General features: G+C 46.4%; 26 protein-coding genes. 1 reads left to right on the top strand and 25 read right to left on the bottom strand.

What is annotated here, in order from left to right:
- Positions 1-35 precede the first annotated feature (35 nt).
- The 8 genes from F5971_RS11150 to pilM are packed head-to-tail and all read right to left on the bottom strand — an operon-like array spanning position 36 to position 8,207.
- Positions 36-1,640 carry an SPOR domain-containing protein gene (locus F5971_RS11150; RefSeq protein WP_193494990.1) on the bottom strand — a complete coding sequence of 535 codons (1,605 nt, stop codon included), beginning with the start codon at positions 1,638-1,640 and terminating at the stop codon, positions 36-38.
- A 28-nt stretch (positions 1,641-1,668) separates the two neighbouring features.
- Positions 1,669-2,745, bottom strand: a complete 1,077-nt coding sequence (gene aroB, locus F5971_RS11145) for a 3-dehydroquinate synthase (RefSeq protein ID WP_193494989.1) — start codon at positions 2,743-2,745, stop codon at positions 1,669-1,671.
- 35 nt (positions 2,746-2,780) lie between these two features.
- Positions 2,781-3,296 (bottom strand): shikimate kinase AroK, encoded by a 516-nt coding sequence (gene aroK / locus F5971_RS11140; protein ID WP_272944841.1) that lies wholly within the window; start codon positions 3,294-3,296, stop codon positions 2,781-2,783.
- 12 nt (positions 3,297-3,308) lie between these two features.
- Positions 3,309-5,408, bottom strand: a complete 2,100-nt coding sequence (locus tag F5971_RS11135; protein WP_036512172.1) for a type IV pilus secretin PilQ — start codon at positions 5,406-5,408, stop codon at positions 3,309-3,311.
- A gap of 33 nt (positions 5,409-5,441) precedes the next feature.
- A complete protein-coding gene (locus F5971_RS11130; RefSeq protein ID WP_081763854.1) occupies positions 5,442-6,008 on the bottom strand; it encodes a pilus assembly protein PilP in 567 nt (188 codons plus the stop codon).
- Complete coding sequence (locus F5971_RS11125; RefSeq protein ID WP_036512014.1) at positions 5,995-6,597, bottom strand: type IV pilus inner membrane component PilO; 603 nt, start codon at positions 6,595-6,597, stop codon at positions 5,995-5,997. Before F5971_RS11125 ends, F5971_RS11130 begins: the two co-directional genes overlap by 14 nt.
- Positions 6,594-7,142, bottom strand: a complete 549-nt coding sequence (locus F5971_RS11120) for a PilN domain-containing protein (protein WP_193494988.1) — start codon at positions 7,140-7,142, stop codon at positions 6,594-6,596. The genes F5971_RS11125 and F5971_RS11120 overlap by 4 nt, the downstream gene beginning before the upstream one ends.
- 9 nt (positions 7,143-7,151) lie before the next feature.
- Positions 7,152-8,207: a type IV pilus assembly protein PilM gene (pilM, locus tag F5971_RS11115; protein ID WP_036512013.1), complete on the bottom strand. Its 1,056-nt coding sequence runs from the start codon at positions 8,205-8,207 to the stop codon at positions 7,152-7,154.
- A 147-nt stretch (positions 8,208-8,354) separates the two neighbouring features.
- On the opposite strand from pilM, the gene F5971_RS11110 reads away from it, so the two are divergent.
- Positions 8,355-10,727 carry a penicillin-binding protein 1A gene (locus F5971_RS11110; RefSeq protein WP_193494987.1) on the top strand — a complete coding sequence of 791 codons (2,373 nt, stop codon included), beginning with the start codon at positions 8,355-8,357 and terminating at the stop codon, positions 10,725-10,727.
- Between the two features lie 129 nt (positions 10,728-10,856).
- Here F5971_RS11110 and rplQ read toward each other — a convergent pair whose 3' ends face one another.
- The 17 genes from rplQ to rplN all read right to left on the bottom strand — a co-directional run bounded on the left by rplQ (position 10,857) and on the right by rplN (position 19,518).
- Positions 10,857-11,252: a 50S ribosomal protein L17 gene (rplQ, locus tag F5971_RS11105; protein WP_036512012.1), complete on the bottom strand. Its 396-nt coding sequence runs from the start codon at positions 11,250-11,252 to the stop codon at positions 10,857-10,859.
- 38 nt (positions 11,253-11,290) lie between these two features.
- A complete protein-coding gene (locus tag F5971_RS11100) occupies positions 11,291-12,295 on the bottom strand; it encodes a DNA-directed RNA polymerase subunit alpha (RefSeq protein ID WP_036512011.1) in 1,005 nt (334 codons plus the stop codon).
- Between the two features lie 25 nt (positions 12,296-12,320).
- Positions 12,321-12,941: a 30S ribosomal protein S4 gene (rpsD, locus tag F5971_RS11095; RefSeq protein WP_036512010.1), complete on the bottom strand. Its 621-nt coding sequence runs from the start codon at positions 12,939-12,941 to the stop codon at positions 12,321-12,323.
- Between the two features lie 15 nt (positions 12,942-12,956).
- The gene (rpsK, locus tag F5971_RS11090; RefSeq protein ID WP_036512009.1) at positions 12,957-13,346 is read right to left on the bottom strand and encodes a 30S ribosomal protein S11; all 390 of its coding nucleotides are present in this window, start codon (positions 13,344-13,346) and stop codon (positions 12,957-12,959) included.
- A 19-nt stretch (positions 13,347-13,365) separates the two neighbouring features.
- The gene (gene rpsM, locus F5971_RS11085) at positions 13,366-13,722 is read right to left on the bottom strand and encodes a 30S ribosomal protein S13 (protein WP_036512008.1); all 357 of its coding nucleotides are present in this window, start codon (positions 13,720-13,722) and stop codon (positions 13,366-13,368) included.
- A 134-nt stretch (positions 13,723-13,856) separates the two neighbouring features.
- Positions 13,857-13,973: a 50S ribosomal protein L36 gene (rpmJ, locus tag F5971_RS11080; protein WP_007021200.1), complete on the bottom strand. Its 117-nt coding sequence runs from the start codon at positions 13,971-13,973 to the stop codon at positions 13,857-13,859.
- Between the two features lie 18 nt (positions 13,974-13,991).
- Positions 13,992-15,317: a preprotein translocase subunit SecY gene (gene secY / locus F5971_RS11075; RefSeq protein WP_036512002.1), complete on the bottom strand. Its 1,326-nt coding sequence runs from the start codon at positions 15,315-15,317 to the stop codon at positions 13,992-13,994.
- Complete coding sequence (gene rplO / locus F5971_RS11070; RefSeq protein WP_036511997.1) at positions 15,318-15,752, bottom strand: 50S ribosomal protein L15; 435 nt, start codon at positions 15,750-15,752, stop codon at positions 15,318-15,320. It abuts the gene before it with no gap.
- Between the two features lie 13 nt (positions 15,753-15,765).
- The gene (rpmD, locus tag F5971_RS11065) at positions 15,766-15,948 is read right to left on the bottom strand and encodes a 50S ribosomal protein L30 (RefSeq protein ID WP_036511995.1); all 183 of its coding nucleotides are present in this window, start codon (positions 15,946-15,948) and stop codon (positions 15,766-15,768) included.
- A gap of 3 nt (positions 15,949-15,951) precedes the next feature.
- Complete coding sequence (rpsE, locus tag F5971_RS11060; protein WP_036511994.1) at positions 15,952-16,455, bottom strand: 30S ribosomal protein S5; 504 nt, start codon at positions 16,453-16,455, stop codon at positions 15,952-15,954.
- 12 nt (positions 16,456-16,467) lie between these two features.
- The gene (rplR, locus tag F5971_RS11055; RefSeq protein WP_036511993.1) at positions 16,468-16,818 is read right to left on the bottom strand and encodes a 50S ribosomal protein L18; all 351 of its coding nucleotides are present in this window, start codon (positions 16,816-16,818) and stop codon (positions 16,468-16,470) included.
- A 9-nt stretch (positions 16,819-16,827) separates the two neighbouring features.
- Positions 16,828-17,361, bottom strand: a complete 534-nt coding sequence (gene rplF / locus F5971_RS11050; protein WP_036511992.1) for a 50S ribosomal protein L6 — start codon at positions 17,359-17,361, stop codon at positions 16,828-16,830.
- A gap of 10 nt (positions 17,362-17,371) precedes the next feature.
- On the bottom strand, positions 17,372-17,764 hold the full coding sequence (rpsH, locus tag F5971_RS11045; RefSeq protein ID WP_036511991.1) for a 30S ribosomal protein S8: 393 nt from the start codon (positions 17,762-17,764) through the stop codon (positions 17,372-17,374).
- An 87-nt stretch (positions 17,765-17,851) separates the two neighbouring features.
- Positions 17,852-18,157 (bottom strand): 30S ribosomal protein S14, encoded by a 306-nt coding sequence (gene rpsN / locus F5971_RS11040; RefSeq protein ID WP_036511990.1) that lies wholly within the window; start codon positions 18,155-18,157, stop codon positions 17,852-17,854.
- 15 nt (positions 18,158-18,172) lie between these two features.
- Complete coding sequence (rplE, locus tag F5971_RS11035; protein ID WP_036511989.1) at positions 18,173-18,712, bottom strand: 50S ribosomal protein L5; 540 nt, start codon at positions 18,710-18,712, stop codon at positions 18,173-18,175.
- Positions 18,713-18,726: 14 nt separating this feature from the next.
- Positions 18,727-19,050 (bottom strand): 50S ribosomal protein L24, encoded by a 324-nt coding sequence (gene rplX, locus F5971_RS11030; RefSeq protein ID WP_036511987.1) that lies wholly within the window; start codon positions 19,048-19,050, stop codon positions 18,727-18,729.
- A gap of 99 nt (positions 19,051-19,149) precedes the next feature.
- On the bottom strand, positions 19,150-19,518 hold the full coding sequence (gene rplN / locus F5971_RS11025; RefSeq protein ID WP_036511986.1) for a 50S ribosomal protein L14: 369 nt from the start codon (positions 19,516-19,518) through the stop codon (positions 19,150-19,152).
- Positions 19,519-19,580: the final 62 nt, after the last annotated feature.

Raw genomic sequence — 19,580 nt, 5'->3', positions numbered from 1 at the left:
ATACTTTGTAGTCCTCAATAATTTATATATTTACGTTACTGCGGTAGCTTTTGTATATCCGCTTTGACACTGGCAATCGATCGTGCCCAAGGGTTGGTATCCCTGAGCTCTCTGGGCAATTGGTTCACCGCCTCCATCGCTGCCGACCGAGTATTATACTGTCCGTAAACCACAACATGCCATGGTTCATCCCTAAAAACTGTCCTAAAATAATAGAATCGGTGAGGTTGCTGTTGGGAACGTATAAATTTAACCACGCTATCTTCCGATCGCGCACCTAACACCTGCAATGTATAACCATTGTCAGGCCAAGCCATAAGCTCTTCGGAGCGAAGCGCTCCGGCAGTTGTATTGGCAGCCACCGACGTAACGGGAGCTGTCGGTGGATCTTGCCGTTCAACTCTCGGCGCAGGTGTGGGTTGTACGGGTTCGGGTGCCGCTGGCCTCGCTATCGGCGGCTCGGGTGCTGGTGCGGCGGGTGCTGGTGCTGGTGCTGGCGGAGCCGGAGGCGGTGTTGGAACAGGCGCTGGCACAGCAGGAGCTGGAGGCGCTACAACCTGAGCAACCTCGGCCACAGCAGTGCTTTCATCAGCCTCGGCTACAGGCGGTATACTCTCAATAACAGGCGCTGGTGCAATACTCACTTCTGCTTGAGCCAAGAGCGTATCAACTGCATCCATTTCTGACACAGGTGCATCAAGCACTTCTTGCAGCAAGGCTTCTTGTTCTGCTAAGCGCTCTGCCAACTCATTCCGGGCAACCACTTCAGCGCCTTGCTGCAATGCATCACCTGCTACAGGCGGCATTGGCGGAACACTTATTTGTGCCACTACGTCCGTCTGCGGCTCGCTGGACGGCAAATAGTGCCAAACGGCAAATCCGGTAATGGCCAGAAGGACAATACCAATACCCGCCAAATGCAACGGCGGTATAGGGAAAGCTGCAGAGCGCGAACTTAACTCACCGCTTTTTAACAGCTGGACAACACCCATGGTTAGAGCGGACAGATTTCCCCGGCTGCGCTCTATGACCTTTTTAAGGTGCTTAGCATTTAATTCTGCATCATTAGGAAGAAGCGAGGCGATAAAGGCCTCGGACTCCTCTTCATCCAAGGGGAGCAAAAGCTGCAAATGGATACGGCCTTCAAGCCGATCATAAAATCCAATATCTTGTAGACGTTCTTCAAAATCTGCTAAGCCTGTCATTAACACGTGCGGAGCGGATTCTCCCGTCTGCAAGAGACCAACTAGCAACTCTAATGCGTTATCACTGAGGAAATCAGCATTATCAATCAAAATCTGACAGCTTAAGTCGACTTCAAATAAAGCGCGAACGTGTTTATGTACTGCGACTAAACGTTGCCGATTATCATTTAAATCTGGATCATCTAAGCCAAACGCGTCGACTAAGGATATCAGCAAACCTGTCACATCGGTTTTAGAGTCTAAATCGATACGGACCAGCCGCTGCGTGCGCTCAGACGCCAGATTTTCGACCTGAGTCATTAAAGTCGAACGTCCACTTCCCTCCTCACCCAGCAGCAAGGTAATAAAATCTGAAAACCGCACCATATGGTGCAGCTTTTCAGCCAGCTGCAGCCGAGAACGTGTTTCAACATAGACATGATGAGACAAAGACATCTTATAAACCTATCGCCAGCAAGTACATTTACGCCGTCATCTCAGTGATGGTGGCAGACAAATGCTCAGATGAAAAAGATCCAGTTACGACACCTCTACCAATCTGTTCCAATAAAATTAAACGCAAACTTCCATCAACGACTTTTTTATCAACCGCCATCAGTTCACGAAAATCAGACTCCGACATATCTTTTGGCGGCTTGACAGGTAAACCTGCAGCGATAAATATGCGCTCAATACGCTCTGCATCTGCAATAGTTAACCACCCCTCCTTAAGAGACAAGCTAACGGCCATCATGGTTCCCGCTGCAACGGCCTCTCCATGCAGCCAAGCACCATACCCTGCATGAGCCTCTATAGCATGACCAAAGGTATGTCCAAGGTTTAATAACGCACGAACCCCTGACTCTCTTTCATCTTGTGCAACAATATCGGCTTTAATACGGCAAGACTTGTAAATCGCAGTTGCCAACGCCGTCGGATCTTTTGCACGCAAGGCTTCCATGTTGTGTTCTAACCAGTCAAAAAAATCAGGATCATAAATCAAACCGTATTTAATGACTTCAGCCAGACCTGCCGACAACTCTTTATCGGGCAGGGTATTCAGCACCTCAGTATCGGCAATGACAGCGACAGGCTGATGAAACGCACCGATCATATTTTTTCCCATGGGATGGTTTACACCTGTCTTCCCACCCACCGAAGAGTCAACCTGTGACAGCAATGTCGTGGGTATCTGGATAAAAGGAACTCCACGCTGGTAACAGGCTGCAGCAAAGCCCGTCATATCCCCTACAACCCCTCCACCTAAAGCAATTAAGGTTGTGGTTCGATTATGACGGCAGCTTAACAATGCATCAAAGATCAGGGTCCAGTGCTCAAGTGTTTTGTAAGCTTCGCCATCAGGCAAACGAATCACATCAACTTTAAAGCCTGCCAAGGATGATAAAAGCGTATCAAGATATAAAGGAGCAACCGTTTCGTTGGTCACAACCATCACTTGTGATGAAGAGATATGTTGAGCTAACACATCGGCACGTATCAAATCACTGCCAATATAAATGGGATAACTTCTTTCACCGAGCTCAACGTAAAGGGTTTCCATGAACACACTCCTGGAATAAGCCAACAACAGGGATTTTATGCTTGATTGAGCTGACGAACGTGACGCAATATTTCGTTCACCACGGCACGCGGGTGTCGACGATCGGTCCGCACAATAACATCCGCACAACTTTTATAGAGCGGATCACGTTCAGCCAAAAGCTTTCTCAATACCAACTCAGGATTCTCGGTTTGCAAGAGGGGACGGTTTCGATCTTTTGCAGTTCGTTCAAGTTGCTGCTCGATTGAGGTCAGTAAATAGATAACCTGACCCCGGCTTTGTAAGTTCTGACGATTTTTCTCGCGTAAAACGGCTCCACCCCCTGTTGCCAGAATGATGTTGTTCATTGATGTTAAATCATCAATTGTACATGCCTCACGATCACGAAAGCCTTGCTCTCCTTCAACATCAAATATCCACGGGATATCAGCACCCGAGCGCTCTTCGATGACTTTATCAGAGTCAATAAACTCAAGACCCAGCTCATGGGAAAGCAAACGCCCTATGGTGCTTTTTCCAGCTCCCATAGGGCCAATGAGAAATATATTCAATCAGTAAACCTACTACTGTACTACAAGGGATTCCCGAATCATGGTTGGCGTAATGAAAATCAACAACTCACGTTTGGTTTCACGCTCACGCTTGTAGCGGAACATATTGCCAACAACTGGCAAGTCACCCAAGACAGGTGTCTTACGAATTTCGTTTTCGATGTCATTTCTAAACACACCACCCAACACAATGGTATCACCATCGTTCACCACAACAGAAGTCTCCAGTTGGTTGGTGTTAATTAAAAGTTCACCACCTAAACGGTTGGGATCGAGCGAGTCCTGAAGAATTTTCAAATCCATCGAGATACGATCACCAGGATTGATTTGCGGCGTCACTTCAAGACTCAACACAACTTCTTTAAATTCAAGGCTGACTTCACCGTTTTCAACCGTCTGGAACGCAACTTCTTGACCTGATTTAATCACAGCAGGACGTCCATTGGTGGTAATGACCTTAGGTTGAGAGATGATTTCAACTTTATTATCACTTTGCAAAGCCGAAAGCTCTGCTGAGAGTAACAATCCACCCCCAAGGTAGCCAACACGCAAAGCGGATGTGGGGTTACCCACGCCAAAATCAACCATTCCGGGCATTGATGGAATCGAGGTATTACCCGACCCAGGAACGGACGGTACTCCAGGAACCGAACCTGCGCCACCGCCTATTGAGAAATCATTCCCACTTGGCGTGGAGTTATGCAACGCTCCCCAACGAACCCCTAACTCCCTTGCAAACTCTGTTGATGCTGTCACTAAGCGAGCCTCAACCAGCACTTGCGACACCTGAACATCGAATCGGCGCAGAGTTCTACGAATCTGCTCCATTTGCTCACGTGTTTCACGAATCATCAAAACATTGGTTTGATCATCAGCCAGCAGGAAACCACGCTCAGTTATCAGTCGAGCTTCTTCTAAACGACTTTTCATGTCAGAAGCACGACGGAAGTCAATCTGCACAAACTCAGTCAACAATGGAGATAACTCAACAGCCTGCTTCTGGCTTTCTATTTCAATCCTCTCACGTTCTGCAATTTCGGAAGCCGTTCCGACCATCAACACGTTACCAATCATGCGTTGATCAAGATTCTTGGATTTCAAAATAATGTCTAAGGCTTGATCCCAAGGGACATTCTTTAAGCGCAGGGTTGTTGTCCCACCGACATTGTCACTCACAACCAAATTCTTCTCAGCAACTTCGGCTATGATTTGCAACACAGCGCGCACTTCAACATTTTGGAAGTTTAAGTCTATGCGCTCACCGCTATAAGGAAACTGATTGGCACGTAGCTCTTCCTGCTCATTGCGCGTCAAGGGTATGAAGTCAACGAACAACTGGTTACCCGTTTGGTACGCCATGTAATCAAAAGGAGCTGAAGATGGACGCATCAATATTGTTGTACTGCCACCCACCGACATCATATCGATGAAAGATAAAGGGGTTGCAAAGTCCTGAACATCAAAGCGACGATCCATTCCATCGCCAAGACGTGTATCGCTGAGCGTCACCACGACATTACCACCTTCACGGTTGACATCAAGACGTGCCTGATCGTTGCTGAGGTCGATAATCACTCGTCCTTGGTTGCCCTCTAGACGTTTGAAGTCAAGATCACGAATCGTTGTGCCCTGTGACTGAGCCGTTACTGTGTTGCTGGCTCGAACAGGTGCGTCGGATTGTCTTGCAACAGGAGAGGAAGCTGCATCTAAGGTTACAACAACCTGTGAGTTACTTAACTCGACATTATGCCCAACCGTACTGTACAAGTTTGCAACCACCCGCAAACGCCCATCCGCCTCAACAAAGCTAAGATTATCAACCACACCTGTTTTTACATCGATTGCTCGAGAGCCTGCACCATTGCTAGCCCCCCAAAAGTCCATCACTAAACGTGGTGGGTTATCAATGACATAACTGGTAGGGACAGTCGGTGTTGAATCAAACTCTAGCTTCAACTCAACCGATTGACCGGGTAATGATACAAACCCAGCCCGCTTAAGCTCAGCGCTTTCAGCGATCCCTATGGACGTTAGCACCACTAATGCTGTAGACAAATAGCGGCCAACAATTCGGGGTACCCCCCCCATTTTTACTTTAGTAAATGTGCTCATAGTCATTATATTCACAATTTGCGTCCCTTAAATTTACTCGGGGAGTACGATTATGCGTGGACGTTTCATCCAGCCACCACGTCCGTTTGAGACAATCTCAGACAGTTCGATTCGACGCTCATTTAGCATCACAATCTGCCCATTATCCAAGCCAAGGAAGTCCCCCACACTCACGCGGTGAACCTCACCTTTTGGATCAGCAACCAAAGCCCAAAGTGCATCGGTGTCTCCAGGCTGGGTAATAGTGCCTACCATCAAAAGATTATCAACAGCGAATTCTTCCAAATAGTCTTTAACACGAGCAGGGTCAGGCGAAACATCAGTAATTTCCTGAGGAATCTCAGCCACGACTGGCATTATGGGTACAAATGGATTGCGGAGACTTGATCCTTCATACACAAATGCCTCATAAGGCCTGAAATCAGGTAGAGGTTCGATTTGCCCCACTGGTCGAGATGAGCGCTCAGCAACAAATGCTCGCAAATCACTGGTATCTTCAACATAGGTACAACCTACGGTGAGTGACATCAGCGGAAGCAGTGACAGCAGCAAGCGCCTCTTAATGGATGCGTTTCCTTGACCAAACTTAATCTTGTTCATAGCGATAGGTCTTTGCATTGATTGTCATTGTGAGGTTTGATCCTGCAACCTCTCTAATGGAGTAGTCGTGCAGTGTCACTATACGCTCAATGGCGGATACACCACTCACAAACTCACCCATTTGATGGTAAGTACCACTGACTTGAATATTGATAGGAAGCCCTATGTAAAATTGCTCTTTTACTTCAGGCTGCAGTGCAATCAGCTCAATATTTAAACCAGCATTACGTCCAATATCCGAAATATCCTCTAATAATCCTGGAACTTCTTTCTCTGTTGGCAATTGCTTCAAAATCTCTGAAAAGCGCTCTTCAACATCGGCCATTTGTAAACGAAGCGTATCTAAGCGTGCGACTTGAAAGGCCTTTGACTCAAACTGTGCTCGAAGATCAGGTTCTTGGCGTATCTCACGTTCTAAAATCGCTTCTTTATCGACGACATAAAAGTGAATTCCCAAACCTATAACAACCCCAAACACTAACAAATAGGCGATGAATTTTACGCCGACCGGCCAGTTCCCCGCTGCATTGAAGTCGAGGTTGTTAATATCAAAACCACGAAACGCATTTTTAAACACATCTGATTTCATTGCGCACTCCCTGCATTCGGGCGTGTCATGCCAACCGTTAATATAAACTGGCGCATGCCATCCGTCGAGCTTACTCTGGCTAGGTTTGCTTCCGCAAACCAAATGGACGACTCCATATTACGCATCAATGCCGATACATCTCTGTTCTGCTCAGCATAACCATTTATCGATACCTGATTCCCACTGCGAGAAATCGACGTGTAATGAACACCATCTGGCAATACGCGGACGAGTTCATCGAAGTTACGAACGATCAAAGGGCGTGAACCTTGCAAGTCTTCTATGGCATTAAGCCGTTCAAGCAATTGCTCACGCCTACGAGACAACTCCTGAATTTCAACTAACTGACGGTCAAGATTCGCATTTTCAACACGCAAAAACTCGTTACGTGCTTTTTGCTTGTCCGTTTGCATATCGATGTACATACCTGTTGCAAAAATAGCAAGGCCGGCAAAAATAGCAGACCCCACTACATTGCTTATAAAGCGTTTCTGCAGTGCTTGATTTCGTTCTTCTCGCCAAGGCCTTAAATTAATTCGCGCCATATATCAGTCCTATTGATCAAAGCTGCGCAATGCCAGCCCGCATGCTTTAGCCAACATAGGGGCAACCCTATGAAGACGTTCCTGATTTAGCCGTGGGCTTACCAGCATATTGGTGAAGGGATCCGTTAAAACCGCACGAATGCCCAGTTCTTCTTCTAATCTGCCACAAAGATGAGGGATTCCCGATACCCCTCCTGCAAGGTAGCACTTATCAAGTTGCCCATGAATTCCAGAGGAGTAGAAAAACTGTAGCGCTCTAGAAACATGCTGTGCAACCGTATCGGTATACGGCTCAATCAGCGACTCATACACTTCTTTATCAAAACTATTTTCACGAAGTGATAACTCCGCTTCTTCGTGCGACATACTATAACTTTGCTGAATAGATGCAGATAGATCCGCGCCACTAAATGCCTGTTCACGGTTATACACCAGATTACCATTTTTAAATACATTCAAACCTAAGGTTGATGCACCTAAATCAACAACTGCATGCAGCTTATCACCGGATTTAGATTCAAGTAACGAAAGCATACGCTCCATGCAATAGGTGTCTACATCCACTACACCGCATTTCAATCCAGCGTTAACGACGGCTTCTTCACGTGACTCAGAGCTTTCTTTACGACAGGCAACGATTAAAATTTCGTTAAGATTTGGGTCTTTGGCAACCGGGCCAAGCACTTCAAAATCAAGCGCAACCTCTTCGAGGGGGTAAGGTATAAATTGGTCGGCCTCGACCTTGACCTGATCTTCGAGATCAATGCCCGTGAAAAGATTATTTATTTGAAGACGTTTTGTAATCACAGCGGAGGAAGGGACTGAAACAACCGCATGACTGTAACGGCCGCCGCAGATCTTTAGACCCCTTTCGACGGCTGAGGAGACCTCATGTGGAATCTCTATTTTACCGTCGACGACGGCACCTGCCGGGAGATGCACTATGGCATAGGAATCAATCTGTGTATCCCTTCCCGATCGAGACAAGGCGACCAGCTTCACAGATGAAGAACCTATATCAACTCCTATCCAACCGGCTGACTTTTTCCTGAATAAGCTGACCACTCTAATTTCCTTTTCCGGAGAAGTTCAATTTGCAGGACAAAATCGGACTGTCCTGATGTACAATTAAAACTTCTGTTAACTGTACTGTAAAGCCCTGCAGTCGATATAATTCACTTTACGTTCATATTTTTTTTGTTAAAGGCTAACATGCACGCATTAAAGATTACTATCAAGCTATTTATTGCCTTACTGATTCTCATTCTGATATCTGGCTCACTAGGGGGCTACTTTATCTGGAGACATTTTAGTCAAAATCTTCCAGACGTACAGGAACTAAAAGAAGTAAAGTTCCAAACGCCACTTCGTATTTTTTCAGCCGATGGTAAACTCATTGCTGAATATGGCGAGCAACGGCGAACACCTATCGAGTACGATCAGATCCCAGAACACATGATCCAAGCTATTTTAGCGGCAGAGGATAGTCGTTTCTTTGATCACTTCGGTGTCGACCTCAAAGGCCTAGCTCGTGCTGGCTTCCAACTCATCAGTGGGAGCGACGTGCAAACAGGTGGCTCAACCATCACAATGCAAGTTGCAAAAAACTTTTTCCTGACTCCAGCGCGCACCTTAGAGAGAAAATTCACCGAAATACTTTTATCACTAAGAATTGAGAAGGAACTCACGAAACATGAAATCATGGAGCTCTACGTCAACAAAATATACCTAGGTCAGCGTGCATATGGTGTTCAAGCCGCCGCTAATATTTACTATGGTAAAGACATTAGTGAACTCACGCTTGCACAAATTGCCACTATAGCGGGACTACCGAAAGCACCATCTGCAGCTAATCCAGTCAGCAATCCGCGCAGGTCCGTTGAAAGACGCAATTGGATACTCGGCCGTATGCTAGCACTTGGCTACATTAATGATCAAGAATATGAGCAGGCTATCGTTGAACCCGAAATAGCACGTTATCACACAAGCGACATTGAACTCTCTGCCTTTTATGTTGCCGAGATGGTTCGAGCTGAAATGTTTAAACTCTTTGGCGAGGATGCATACTTAGATGGCTACTCTGTCACGACAACCATTGATAGTGAGTTACAAGCAGCAGCTGATCAAGCCCTTAGAAAAGGCATACGTGCATACGGCGAGCGTCATGGCTACCATGGGCCTGAAGCCAAGATTACAATACAGGATACAGACTCAGAACAAGAGCTCTCACGAAAATTGAGAGAGTTCTCAACGTTTGCTGACCTTCAGCCTGCACTCGTTATTCAGGTCGGAGAACGAAATGCAACTGTTTTGCTACGCAACAACGAAAAGGCTGAGCTTTCATGGGATAGCTTAAAATGGGCAAGAAAACACATTAACGTAAACTCACTGGGACCCGTTCCATCAAAAGCCAGTGACATACTTGCCGTTGGAGATGTCGTTCGCGTCATTCACAAAGAAGACAACAATCTGGAATTTAGCCAATTACCGAGAGTTCAAGGCGCTGTTGTCGCACTTGAAGCAGATACAGGCGCAGTAAAAGCCTTATCCGGTGGTTACAGTTTTGCCATGAACAATTTTAATCGGGCAACGCAAGCCTATAGACAACCTGGCTCTACATTTAAGCCCTTCCTGTATGCTGCAGCCATTGATGGCAGCTATACAGCTGCAACAGTCGTCAACGATGCACCGATTGTTATTGAAGACGTCAGCTTACAGGGTGAATGGCGCCCCGAAAACAGCTCCCGTGACTTTTCTGGACCAACCCGGTTAAGAGAGGCACTTTACCGGTCCAAAAACCTTGTTTCAATTAGGCTCATGCGTGATATTGGCGTTCAGTATGCACGTGACAAAATAGTTGAATTTGGCTTTGAACCCGATAGAACACCAGCCAACTTATCTCTATCACTTGGCAGCTCTGATGCCACCCCACTCCAGCTCACGTCGGCCTATGCTGTGTTCGCAAATGGCGGATATAAAATAGAACCCTATTTCATCAAAACAATACACAATGAAAACAACCCAGTTCATTTACCCGAACACAGCGGCAATGCTTTTAAGGATACAAACTTGGCTCTTAACATACGTGACAGGGAAGAGTTACGGATTATCCAAGCCTCAACAGCTTATATTTTGTCCGATATACTCAAAGATGTAATCAGACGAGGTACAGGACGCAGCGCACTTAGCTTAAACCGACCTGATCTGGCGGGAAAAACTGGGACCACAAATTCTCAACGCGATGTTTGGTTCAGCGGCTTTAATCGTGACATTGTTGCGACAGCATGGATAGGATTCGACCAGCCAGCCCCTCTTGGTAGACGTGAGTTTGGCGGAACAGCTGCGCTGCCCATTTGGATCGACTTTATGCAAACCGTAGCAAAATACTACCCTGTTAAGGAATTTGAAAGACCATCCGATGTTAGAACGGTTTCAGTTGATCCCAATACAGGGCTACTGGCCTATCCAGGACAGTCAAATGCAATCCCTGAGCTCTTCCGCCAAGGAAGCGAACCCACACGCCAAGCCAACAGCCCTGAAGCCAGACAGCAAGGTTCAGTTATCGAATCAATTTTTGATTACTAAACAGGTCCGCACGAACCACGAACAGAGCCTTATCATTCACTGGGGTTTACAGCTTCAGTGAATATTCAAAACACATAAAATGAACAAAAAAAACCCCGCACATGCGGGGTTTTTTATCGATACGAGAAATTAATCTTCAGAAGTATCATCAACTGCAACTGCGTTGACTGGACGATCGACCAGTTCAACATAAGCCATTGGCGCATTATCACCACGACGGAATCCGCATTTAAGAATGCGAACGTAACCGCCTGGGCGTTCTGCGTAGCGAGGACCCAGCTCGTTGAAAAGCTTACCAACAGCTGCATCAGAGCGCGTACGAGCGAAAGCAAGACGACGGTTTGCAACACTGTCAGATTTAGCCAATGTAATTAAAGGCTCAGCCACACGACGAAGTTCTTTAGCTTTTGGCAAAGTCGTTTTGATGAGCTCATGCTCAAACAAAGACACTGCCATATTCTTAAACATCGCCTTGCGGTGTGCACTTGTACGATTTAAGTGACGACCAGATTTACGATGACGCATTTTCTAAATCCTTAACAACTTAGTGTTAGAAGGCTAACTTACGAGGCAGCTTTATCATCATTCCGGAGACTGGCAGGTGGCCAATTCTCAAGACGCATGCCTAAAGACAAACCTTTAGATGCAAGTACATCTTTGATTTCCGTTAGCGACTTCTTGCCCAAGTTAGGAGTCTTCAACAACTCTACTTCGGTGCGTTGAATCAAATCACCGATATAGTAAATTTGTTCTGCTTTAAGACAGTTAGCCGAGCGAACTGTCAACTCAAGATCATCAACGGGACGAAGAAGTACCGGATCAATCTCAGGATCATCAGATTCAGTGCGCGATTGCTGCCCTGCATCCTCTAAATCAACGAATACAAGTAGTTGCTGCTGCAAAATTGTAGCTGCACGACGAATGCATTCTTCTGGATCAATTGTACCATTCGACTCTATATCAATGATCAACTTATCAAGATCTGTACGTTGCTCAACACGCGCACTCTCTACTTGATAGGATACACGTAAGACCGGACTATAGCTGGCATCCAGCAACAATCGACCAATCGTACGAGACTCATCCTCATCAGTATTACGCGAGTCAGCTGGCACATAACCGCGACCACGCGTAACGCGCAATTGCATATTAAGACTGCTGTTGCCATTTAAATGCGCAATCACATGTTCAGGATTTGCAATCTCAACATCTTGTGTCAGCTGAATATCAGCTGCCGTCACTACGCCAGGTTCGGATTTACTAATCGTAAGTGTCGCCTCATCTCCATTAAAGAGATTTACAGCAACACCTTTTAAGTTCAGGAGGATCTCAATGACATCCTCCTGAACACCTTCAATACTACTGTATTCGTGCAATACTCCATCGATTTCGACTTCAGATATTGCACAACCAGGCATTGACGATAGCAAAATACGGCGCAGCGCGTTGCCAAGGGTATGGCCAAAACCGCGCTCTAGTGGCTCTAAAGTCACTTTTGCGCGAGTTTTGCTGATTTCTTGCACGTCAATGTGACGTGGGCTAAGAAACTCGTTTACTGAACGCTGCATAGTTCCACCAGTCTCTGTTCAACAATTACTTCGAGTAAAGCTCGACGATCAGATGCTCGTTGATGTCAGAAGCCAAGTCACTACGCTCAGGAAGTGCCTTGAACTCACCTTCCATCTTGCTTGCATCAACACTCACCCATTCAACAGGTGCGCGTTGTGCTGCCAACTCAAGCGCATGCTTGATACGGAGTTGGTTTTTAGACTTCTCACGGACAGCAATTTTATCACCAGCACTTACTTGGTAAGACGGGATATTTACAACTTGACCGTTAACAGTGATCTGACGATGAGAAACAACCTGACGAGCTTCTGCACGTGTTGAACCAAAGCCCATGCGGTAGACAACATTGTCTAGACGGCCTTCTAACAACTGTAACAACAACTCACCAGTCGCGCCTTTACGACGCGCGGCTTCTTTGTAATAACCGCGGAACTGACGCTCCAGTACACCGTAAATACGACGTACTTTTTGTTTTTCGCGAAGCTGTAAACCGTATTCGGACAAACGGCCGCGGCGTGCACCATGCACACCGGGAACAACTTCAGCTTTGCACTTACTGTCTAGCGCGCGAACACCACTCTTCAAAAAGAGATCTGTTCCTTCACGACGGGACAGCTTGCACTTAGGTCCAAGATAACGAGCCATTATACCGTCTCCTGATTAAACGCGACGTTTTTTCGGTGGACGACAACCATTATGAGGAATAGGTGTTACGTCCGTAATATTTGTAATTTTGTAGCCACAACCATTCAAGGCGCGAACAGCAGATTCACGACCAGGTCCTGGACCCTTTACAAACACGTCGAGATTCTTAAGTCCGTATTCCAAAGCTGCCTGACCAGCACGCTCAGCCGCTACCTGAGCAGCGAAAGGCGTACTTTTACGCGAACCACGGAAACCGGAACCACCAGAAGTCGCCCAAGAAAGTGCATTTCCTTGACGATCGGTAATGGTAACAATTGTGTTATTGAAAGAAGCATGGATGTGCGCGAGCCCATCAGCAACTTGCTTTTTAACTTTTTTACGAGTGCGATTACCTGGCTTAGCCATATTCGGGAATTCCTATCGCTTACTTACGGATCGGCTTGCGCGGACCTTTACGGGTACGTGCATTCGTTTTGCTGCGCTGACCGCGAACCGGAAGGTTACGACGATGACGCAGACCACGGAAACAACCAAGATCCATAAGACGCTTGATGTTCATGTTGACTTCACGACGAAGGTCACCTTCAACTGTCAACTTGGTAATTTCACCACGAACATTATCGAGCTGTTCTTCAGACAGATCACCGATCTTTACGCTTGGATCAATACCAACTGCTGAACAGATTTGTTTAGCAGTGGTGCGGCCGATCCCGTAAATGTAAGTCAGAGAAATTACCGCATGCTTATTGTCAGGAATATTGACGCCAGCTATACGGGCCATTCAATGTACTCCATATTAATGCTCTATCACAATGATAGAGTCTTATCATTCATTTGTTCGTGGAAGGCGCGCAATAATACACTCTGGTTAAAAATAAATCAACCCTGCGGCCCCCACGGCCATATATTACTTTGTTAACCTTGACGTTGTTTATGTCTTGGTTCAACTTTGCAGATCACGCGCACGGAACCGTTGCGACGTACGATCTTGCAGTTACGGCAAATCTTTTTAACAGACGCGCGTACTTTCATGATCCACCTCAATCGAGCTTAGCGCAGCAAACCTGCGCCGCCCTTAAGATTTGATTTCTTCATCAGGGACTCATACTGGTGAGACATCAAGTGTGATTGCACCTGAGCCATAAAGTCCATAACCACTACAACAACGATCAACAATGATGTACCACCGAAATAGAACGGTATGTTCCAAGCCACCACCAAAAACTGGGGCATTAGTGATACAGCCGTGATGTACAAAGCACCAAACAAAGTAAGACGCGAAAGCACAGTGTCGATATAGCGGGCTGACTGTTCACCAGGACGAATTCCTGGAATAAATGCACCTGATTTTTTCAGGTTATCAGCCACTTCTTTTGGATTAAACATAAGAGCCGTATAGAAGTAGCAGAAGAATATAATTGCAATACCAAAAAGCAAAATATGCAAAGGCTGCCCTGGACCCAAGGCCAAAGCCATATCCTGCAGCCAATCCATTCCTTCACTTTGACCAAACCACTGCCCCATTGATGCAGGAAACAGAAGAATACTCGATGCGAAGATTGGTGGAATTACACCCGCCATGTTCACTTTTAAAGGCAGATGACTACTTTGAGCGGCGTAAACACGACGCCCTTGCTGACGCTTTGCATAGTTTATAGTGATGCGACGCTGAGCACGCTCCATAAACACAACAAACGCAACGGTAGCCATTGCAAGTACCGCAATCAACAGCAAAGCAAAGATATTGAGATCACCTTGTCTAGCCGCCTCGAAAGACTGGCCAATAGCACTTGGCAGACCTGCAACGATACCAGCAAAGATCAGAATTGAAATACCGTTACCTATGCCTCGCTCAGTTACTTGCTCACCAAGCCACATCAAAAACACAGCTCCGGAAACAAAAGTAACAACCGCAACGAAGTAGAAACTAAAATCAGCAGCAAACGCAACCCCTTGACTGGCAAGCCCTACAGACATACCAAATGCTTGGATAGTTGCCAATACAACCGTACCATAACGGGTGTACTGATTAATTTTGCGCCGACCTGACTCTCCCTCCTTCTTCAACTGCTCAAGTGTAGGACTCACCGCCGTCATTAACTGCATAATAATAGATGCAGAAATGTAGGGCATAACACCCAATGCGAGAATACTCATACGCTCTAAAGCGCCACCTGAAAACATATTGAAAAGACTCAGGATCGTTCCCTGGTTCTGATCAAACAATGCAGCAAGACGATCAGGGTTAATACCGGGTACAGGAATATGAGCCCCTATACGGTAAACAATGATCGCAATCAAAACGAATCTAAGACGAGCCCAAAGCTCCCCTAAACCATTTTGCCTTCCTGCCGGTATTTGCCCTTGCTTTGCCATTTACGCCTCGACTTTACCGCCTGCAGCTTCAATCGCAGCCTGAGCACCTTTAGTGACTTTAAGTCCACTTAGAGTGACTGGCTTAGTGATCTCACCAGACAGAATGATACGAACAGTTTTAATTTCCTGCTTAATAACATCTGCTGCTTTAAGCGCATCGATGTTGATCAACTCAACATTCATGCTGCTTAGTTCATTTAAACGAACTTCAGCTACATAGCGTGATTTACGTGAAGTAAAACCAAATTTTGGCAGACGGCGATGAATTGGCATCTGACCGCCTTCAAAACCTGGATTTACGCTTCCGCCGGAGCGGGATTTAAGACCCTTGTGACCGCGACCACAAGTTTTTCCAAGACCGGAACCGATACCGCGACCAACGCGCTTTGGAGCCTGCTTGGCACCAGCACCCGGGCGTAATGTATTCAAACGCATAGGGTTACTCCTATTACTCGCTAACAACACGAACCATGTAGTTAACTTTGTTGATCATACCGCGCACAGAAGGGGTATCTTCTACCTCAACTACGTGACCGATACGGCGCAGACCTAACCCCTTTACGCACAACTTATGTGCTGGCAACTTACCAATCGTGCTGCGGTATAGGGTAACTTTGATTTTATTTGACATCGCTTAGTTCCCCAGGATCTCGTCAACAGACTTGCCACGCTTCGCTGCAATATCTTCAGGTGCTTTCATTGAAGAAAGACCGTTCACTGTTGCACGAACAACGTTTACAGGGTTCGTTGAACCATAGCATTTTGCCAATACGTTCTGCACACCTGCAAGCTCAAGGACAGCACGCATCGCACCACCGGCGATGATACCTGTACCTTCAGATGCTGGTTGCATATAAACGCGTGAAGCACCATGACGCGCTTTAACTGGGTACTGCAAAGTATGACCATTTAAAGACACGCTCACCATATTACGACGAGCCTGTTCCATTGCTTTTTGAATTGCAACAGGAACTTCACGCGCCTTGCCGCGACCAAAACCGATACGGCCATTGCCGTCACCGACTACAGTCAGAGCTGTGAAACCGAATATACGTCCGCCCTTCACAACTTTTGCAACACGGTTAACCTGGACCAGTCTCTCCTGGAGTTCACCGTCTTTCTGTTCGTGATTTGCCATATTAAGAAACCTTTAGAATTCCAGGCCGCCTTCGCGGGCGCCCTCAGCCAAAGCCTGAACTCGGCCATGGTATTTATAACCAGAACGATCGAAAGCAACTTTAGTAACACCAGCAGCTTTGGCACGATCTGCAATCAGTTCGCCAATTTTACGAGCAGCTGCAATGTTGCCAGTAGCACCAACACGCAGGTCTTTCTCAATAGTTGAGGCGGCCGCAATAACTTTAGAACCATCTTCAGAGATGATTTGCGCATAGATATGACGCGGAGTGCGATTTACGCACAGACGTACTGCACCGAGTTCACGCATTTTAAGGCGAGAGCGACGCGCACGACGAATTCTAGCTTGATTTTTTTCGTTCATGACCCAGCCTTACTTCTTCTTAGCCTCTTTACGGCGTACTTGTTCATCAGCGTAGCGAACCCCTTTACCTTTATAAGGCTCTGGTGGACGGAACGCGCGAATTTCAGCTGCAACCTGACCGACTTTTTGCTTATCTGAACCAGACAAGATAATTGTCGTGTTGTTTGGTGTTTCAGCTGATACACCTTCAGGCAGTTCATAATCTATAGGATGAGAGAAGCCAAGTGTAAGGTTGAGAACATTACCTTTAGCTGCAGCGCGGTAACCAACACCGATCAACTGCATGGTTTTCTGGAAACCTTCATTCACACCAACAACCATGTTGTTGACTAAGGCACGCGTCGTACCAGAAAGCGCAATTGACTGCTTGCTTCCATCACGAGCGGCAAAGGTTAACTTACCATCGACTTGCTCTAAGCTTACAGAAGGATGAACGGTTAAATTTAACTGTCCTTTGGCACCCTTGGTAGTAATCTGCTGACCATTGATTTGAATCTCAACACCAGCTGGAATCACTACGGGGTTCTTGGCAATACGTGACATAGAACTCCCCTTAGAATACCGTACAGATAACTTCACCACCGACACCCGCTTCACGAGCGGCACGATCGGTCATTACACCCTTGCTGGTTGAAATGATGGCAATACCTAAGCCATCAGACACCTTTGGCAACTTAGAAACGTGACGGTAAATACGAAGACTTGGGCGACTTACGCGCTTAATCTGCTCAATTACCGGCTTGCCTTCAAAGTACTTGAGCTCAATGCTCAAAACAGGCTTTACATCACCTTCAACTTTGAAGTCAGCAATATAACCTTCATCCTTCAGAACCTTTGCAACAGCAACTTTCTGCTTGGAAGAAGGCATAGAGACTGCTGACTTTTCAGCCATATTACCATTACGAATACGTGTAAACATATCCGCGAGGGTATCTTGCATACTCATGCTTATATTTCCTCAAATGTGCAGCGCGGTGCGGTAGCAAAAAACGGATTTTTTTTGCCCAGACCACCGTGCTTACCGTTTACAAGCTTACCAGCTTGCCTTTTTCAAACCAGGAACATCACCGCGCATCGCAGCTTCACGCAGTTTGATGCGTGACAAGCCGAACTTACGGTATACACCGTGTGGACGACCTGTGATTTGGCAACGACGAACTTGACGTACTGGACTTGCATCACGCGGCAATTTCTGCAGCGAAATCTGTGCTTCCCAGCGCGCTTCATCAGTGCTTGCTGGGTTAGCGATTATTGCCTTGAGTGCAGCGCGCTTAGTTGCATATTTTGCAACTGTTTGTTCGCGCTTATACTCACGGTTTTTCATGGATGTTTTAGCCATTAGTCTACCCTTGAATTATTTACGGAACGGAAACTGCAAGGCAGTCAACAGAGCACGACCTTCATCATTCGTTTGAGCCGTTGTCGTGATAGTAATATCAAGACCACGAATCTTATCGACTTTATCGTAATCGATTTCTGGGAAGATGATCTGCTCTTTTACGCCCATGCTGTAGTTACCACGACCGTCAAATGACTTAGGGTTAAGACCACGGAAGTCACGAATACGCGGAATAGAGATATCAACCAAGCGATCAAGGAATTCCCACATACGCTCACCGCGCAGGGTTACTTTGCAACCGATAGGCCAGCCTTCACGAACTTTAAAGCCAGCAATAGACTTGCGAGCAAGAGTAACGATCGGTTTTTGACCTGCGATTGCTGTCATATCAGCAACAGCATTTTCAAGCTGCTTCTTGTCGCCAAGCGCCTCACCAACACCCATGTTCAAAGTGATTTTGGTAACACGTGGAACAGCCATGATATTAGGGCTATTCAGCTCTTCTTTTAACTTAACTTTGATTTCGTTTTCGTATAGCGCTTTTAATCTAGACATTGCACCAACCTCTCTCACTTATCACCAACGACGATTTCGCCGTTAGACTTGTAGAAGCGAACTTTGGTGCCGTCTTCGAGCTTCTTAAAGCCTACACGATCACCCTTGCCAGTCGCAGGATTAAAAATAGCAACGTTGGAGGTTGCGATAGACGCTTCCTTCTCAACAATACCACCCTGCTGACCCAACATTGGATTTGGCTTAACATGTTTTTTGATCATGTTGATGCCTGAAACGATCAGACGATCATCAGATAATACGCGCGATACTTTACCGCGTTTACCCTTGTCTTTACCAGCAATAACTATGATTTCATCATCACGACGAATTTTACGCATTTGATTACCTTGTCCTTTCCTGCCTCCCTCTCATGCTCAAAAACGCCAAACCCGTTAAGGCATGGCGTTCTTAAGAAAACATCTGCAATTGCAGTATTTTCAGAGCACTTCAGGCGCCAGGGAAATGATCTTCATGAACTTCTCTGAGCGAAGTTCACGCGTTACTGGCCCGAAGATACGAGTCCCGATAGGAGCACCGTTGTTATTCAACAAAACTGCTGAATTAACATCGAAACGGATGATTGAACCATCCGGACGACGGACACCTTTACGGGTACGTACTACGACAGCCTTAAGCACTTGACCTTTCTTCACCTTACCGCGAGGAATGGCTTCTTTGACAGTCACTTTAATGATGTCACCAACACTCGCGTAACGACGATGAGAGCCGCCAAGAACCTTAATACACATCACACGCTTAGCGCCGCTGTTGTCGGCGACATCAAGCATCGATTCAGTCTGAATCATGGTCTACCCCACAAACTGTTATGCTGACTGCTCGATAAACGAGCAATCAGTTCAATGGAGCA

The sequence above is a fragment of the Nitrincola alkalisediminis genome, from assembly GCF_009821115.1.
Taxonomy (GTDB): domain Bacteria; phylum Pseudomonadota; class Gammaproteobacteria; order Pseudomonadales; family Balneatricaceae; genus Nitrincola; species Nitrincola alkalisediminis.
This window is presented reverse-complemented; position numbering and strand designations above follow the sequence as displayed.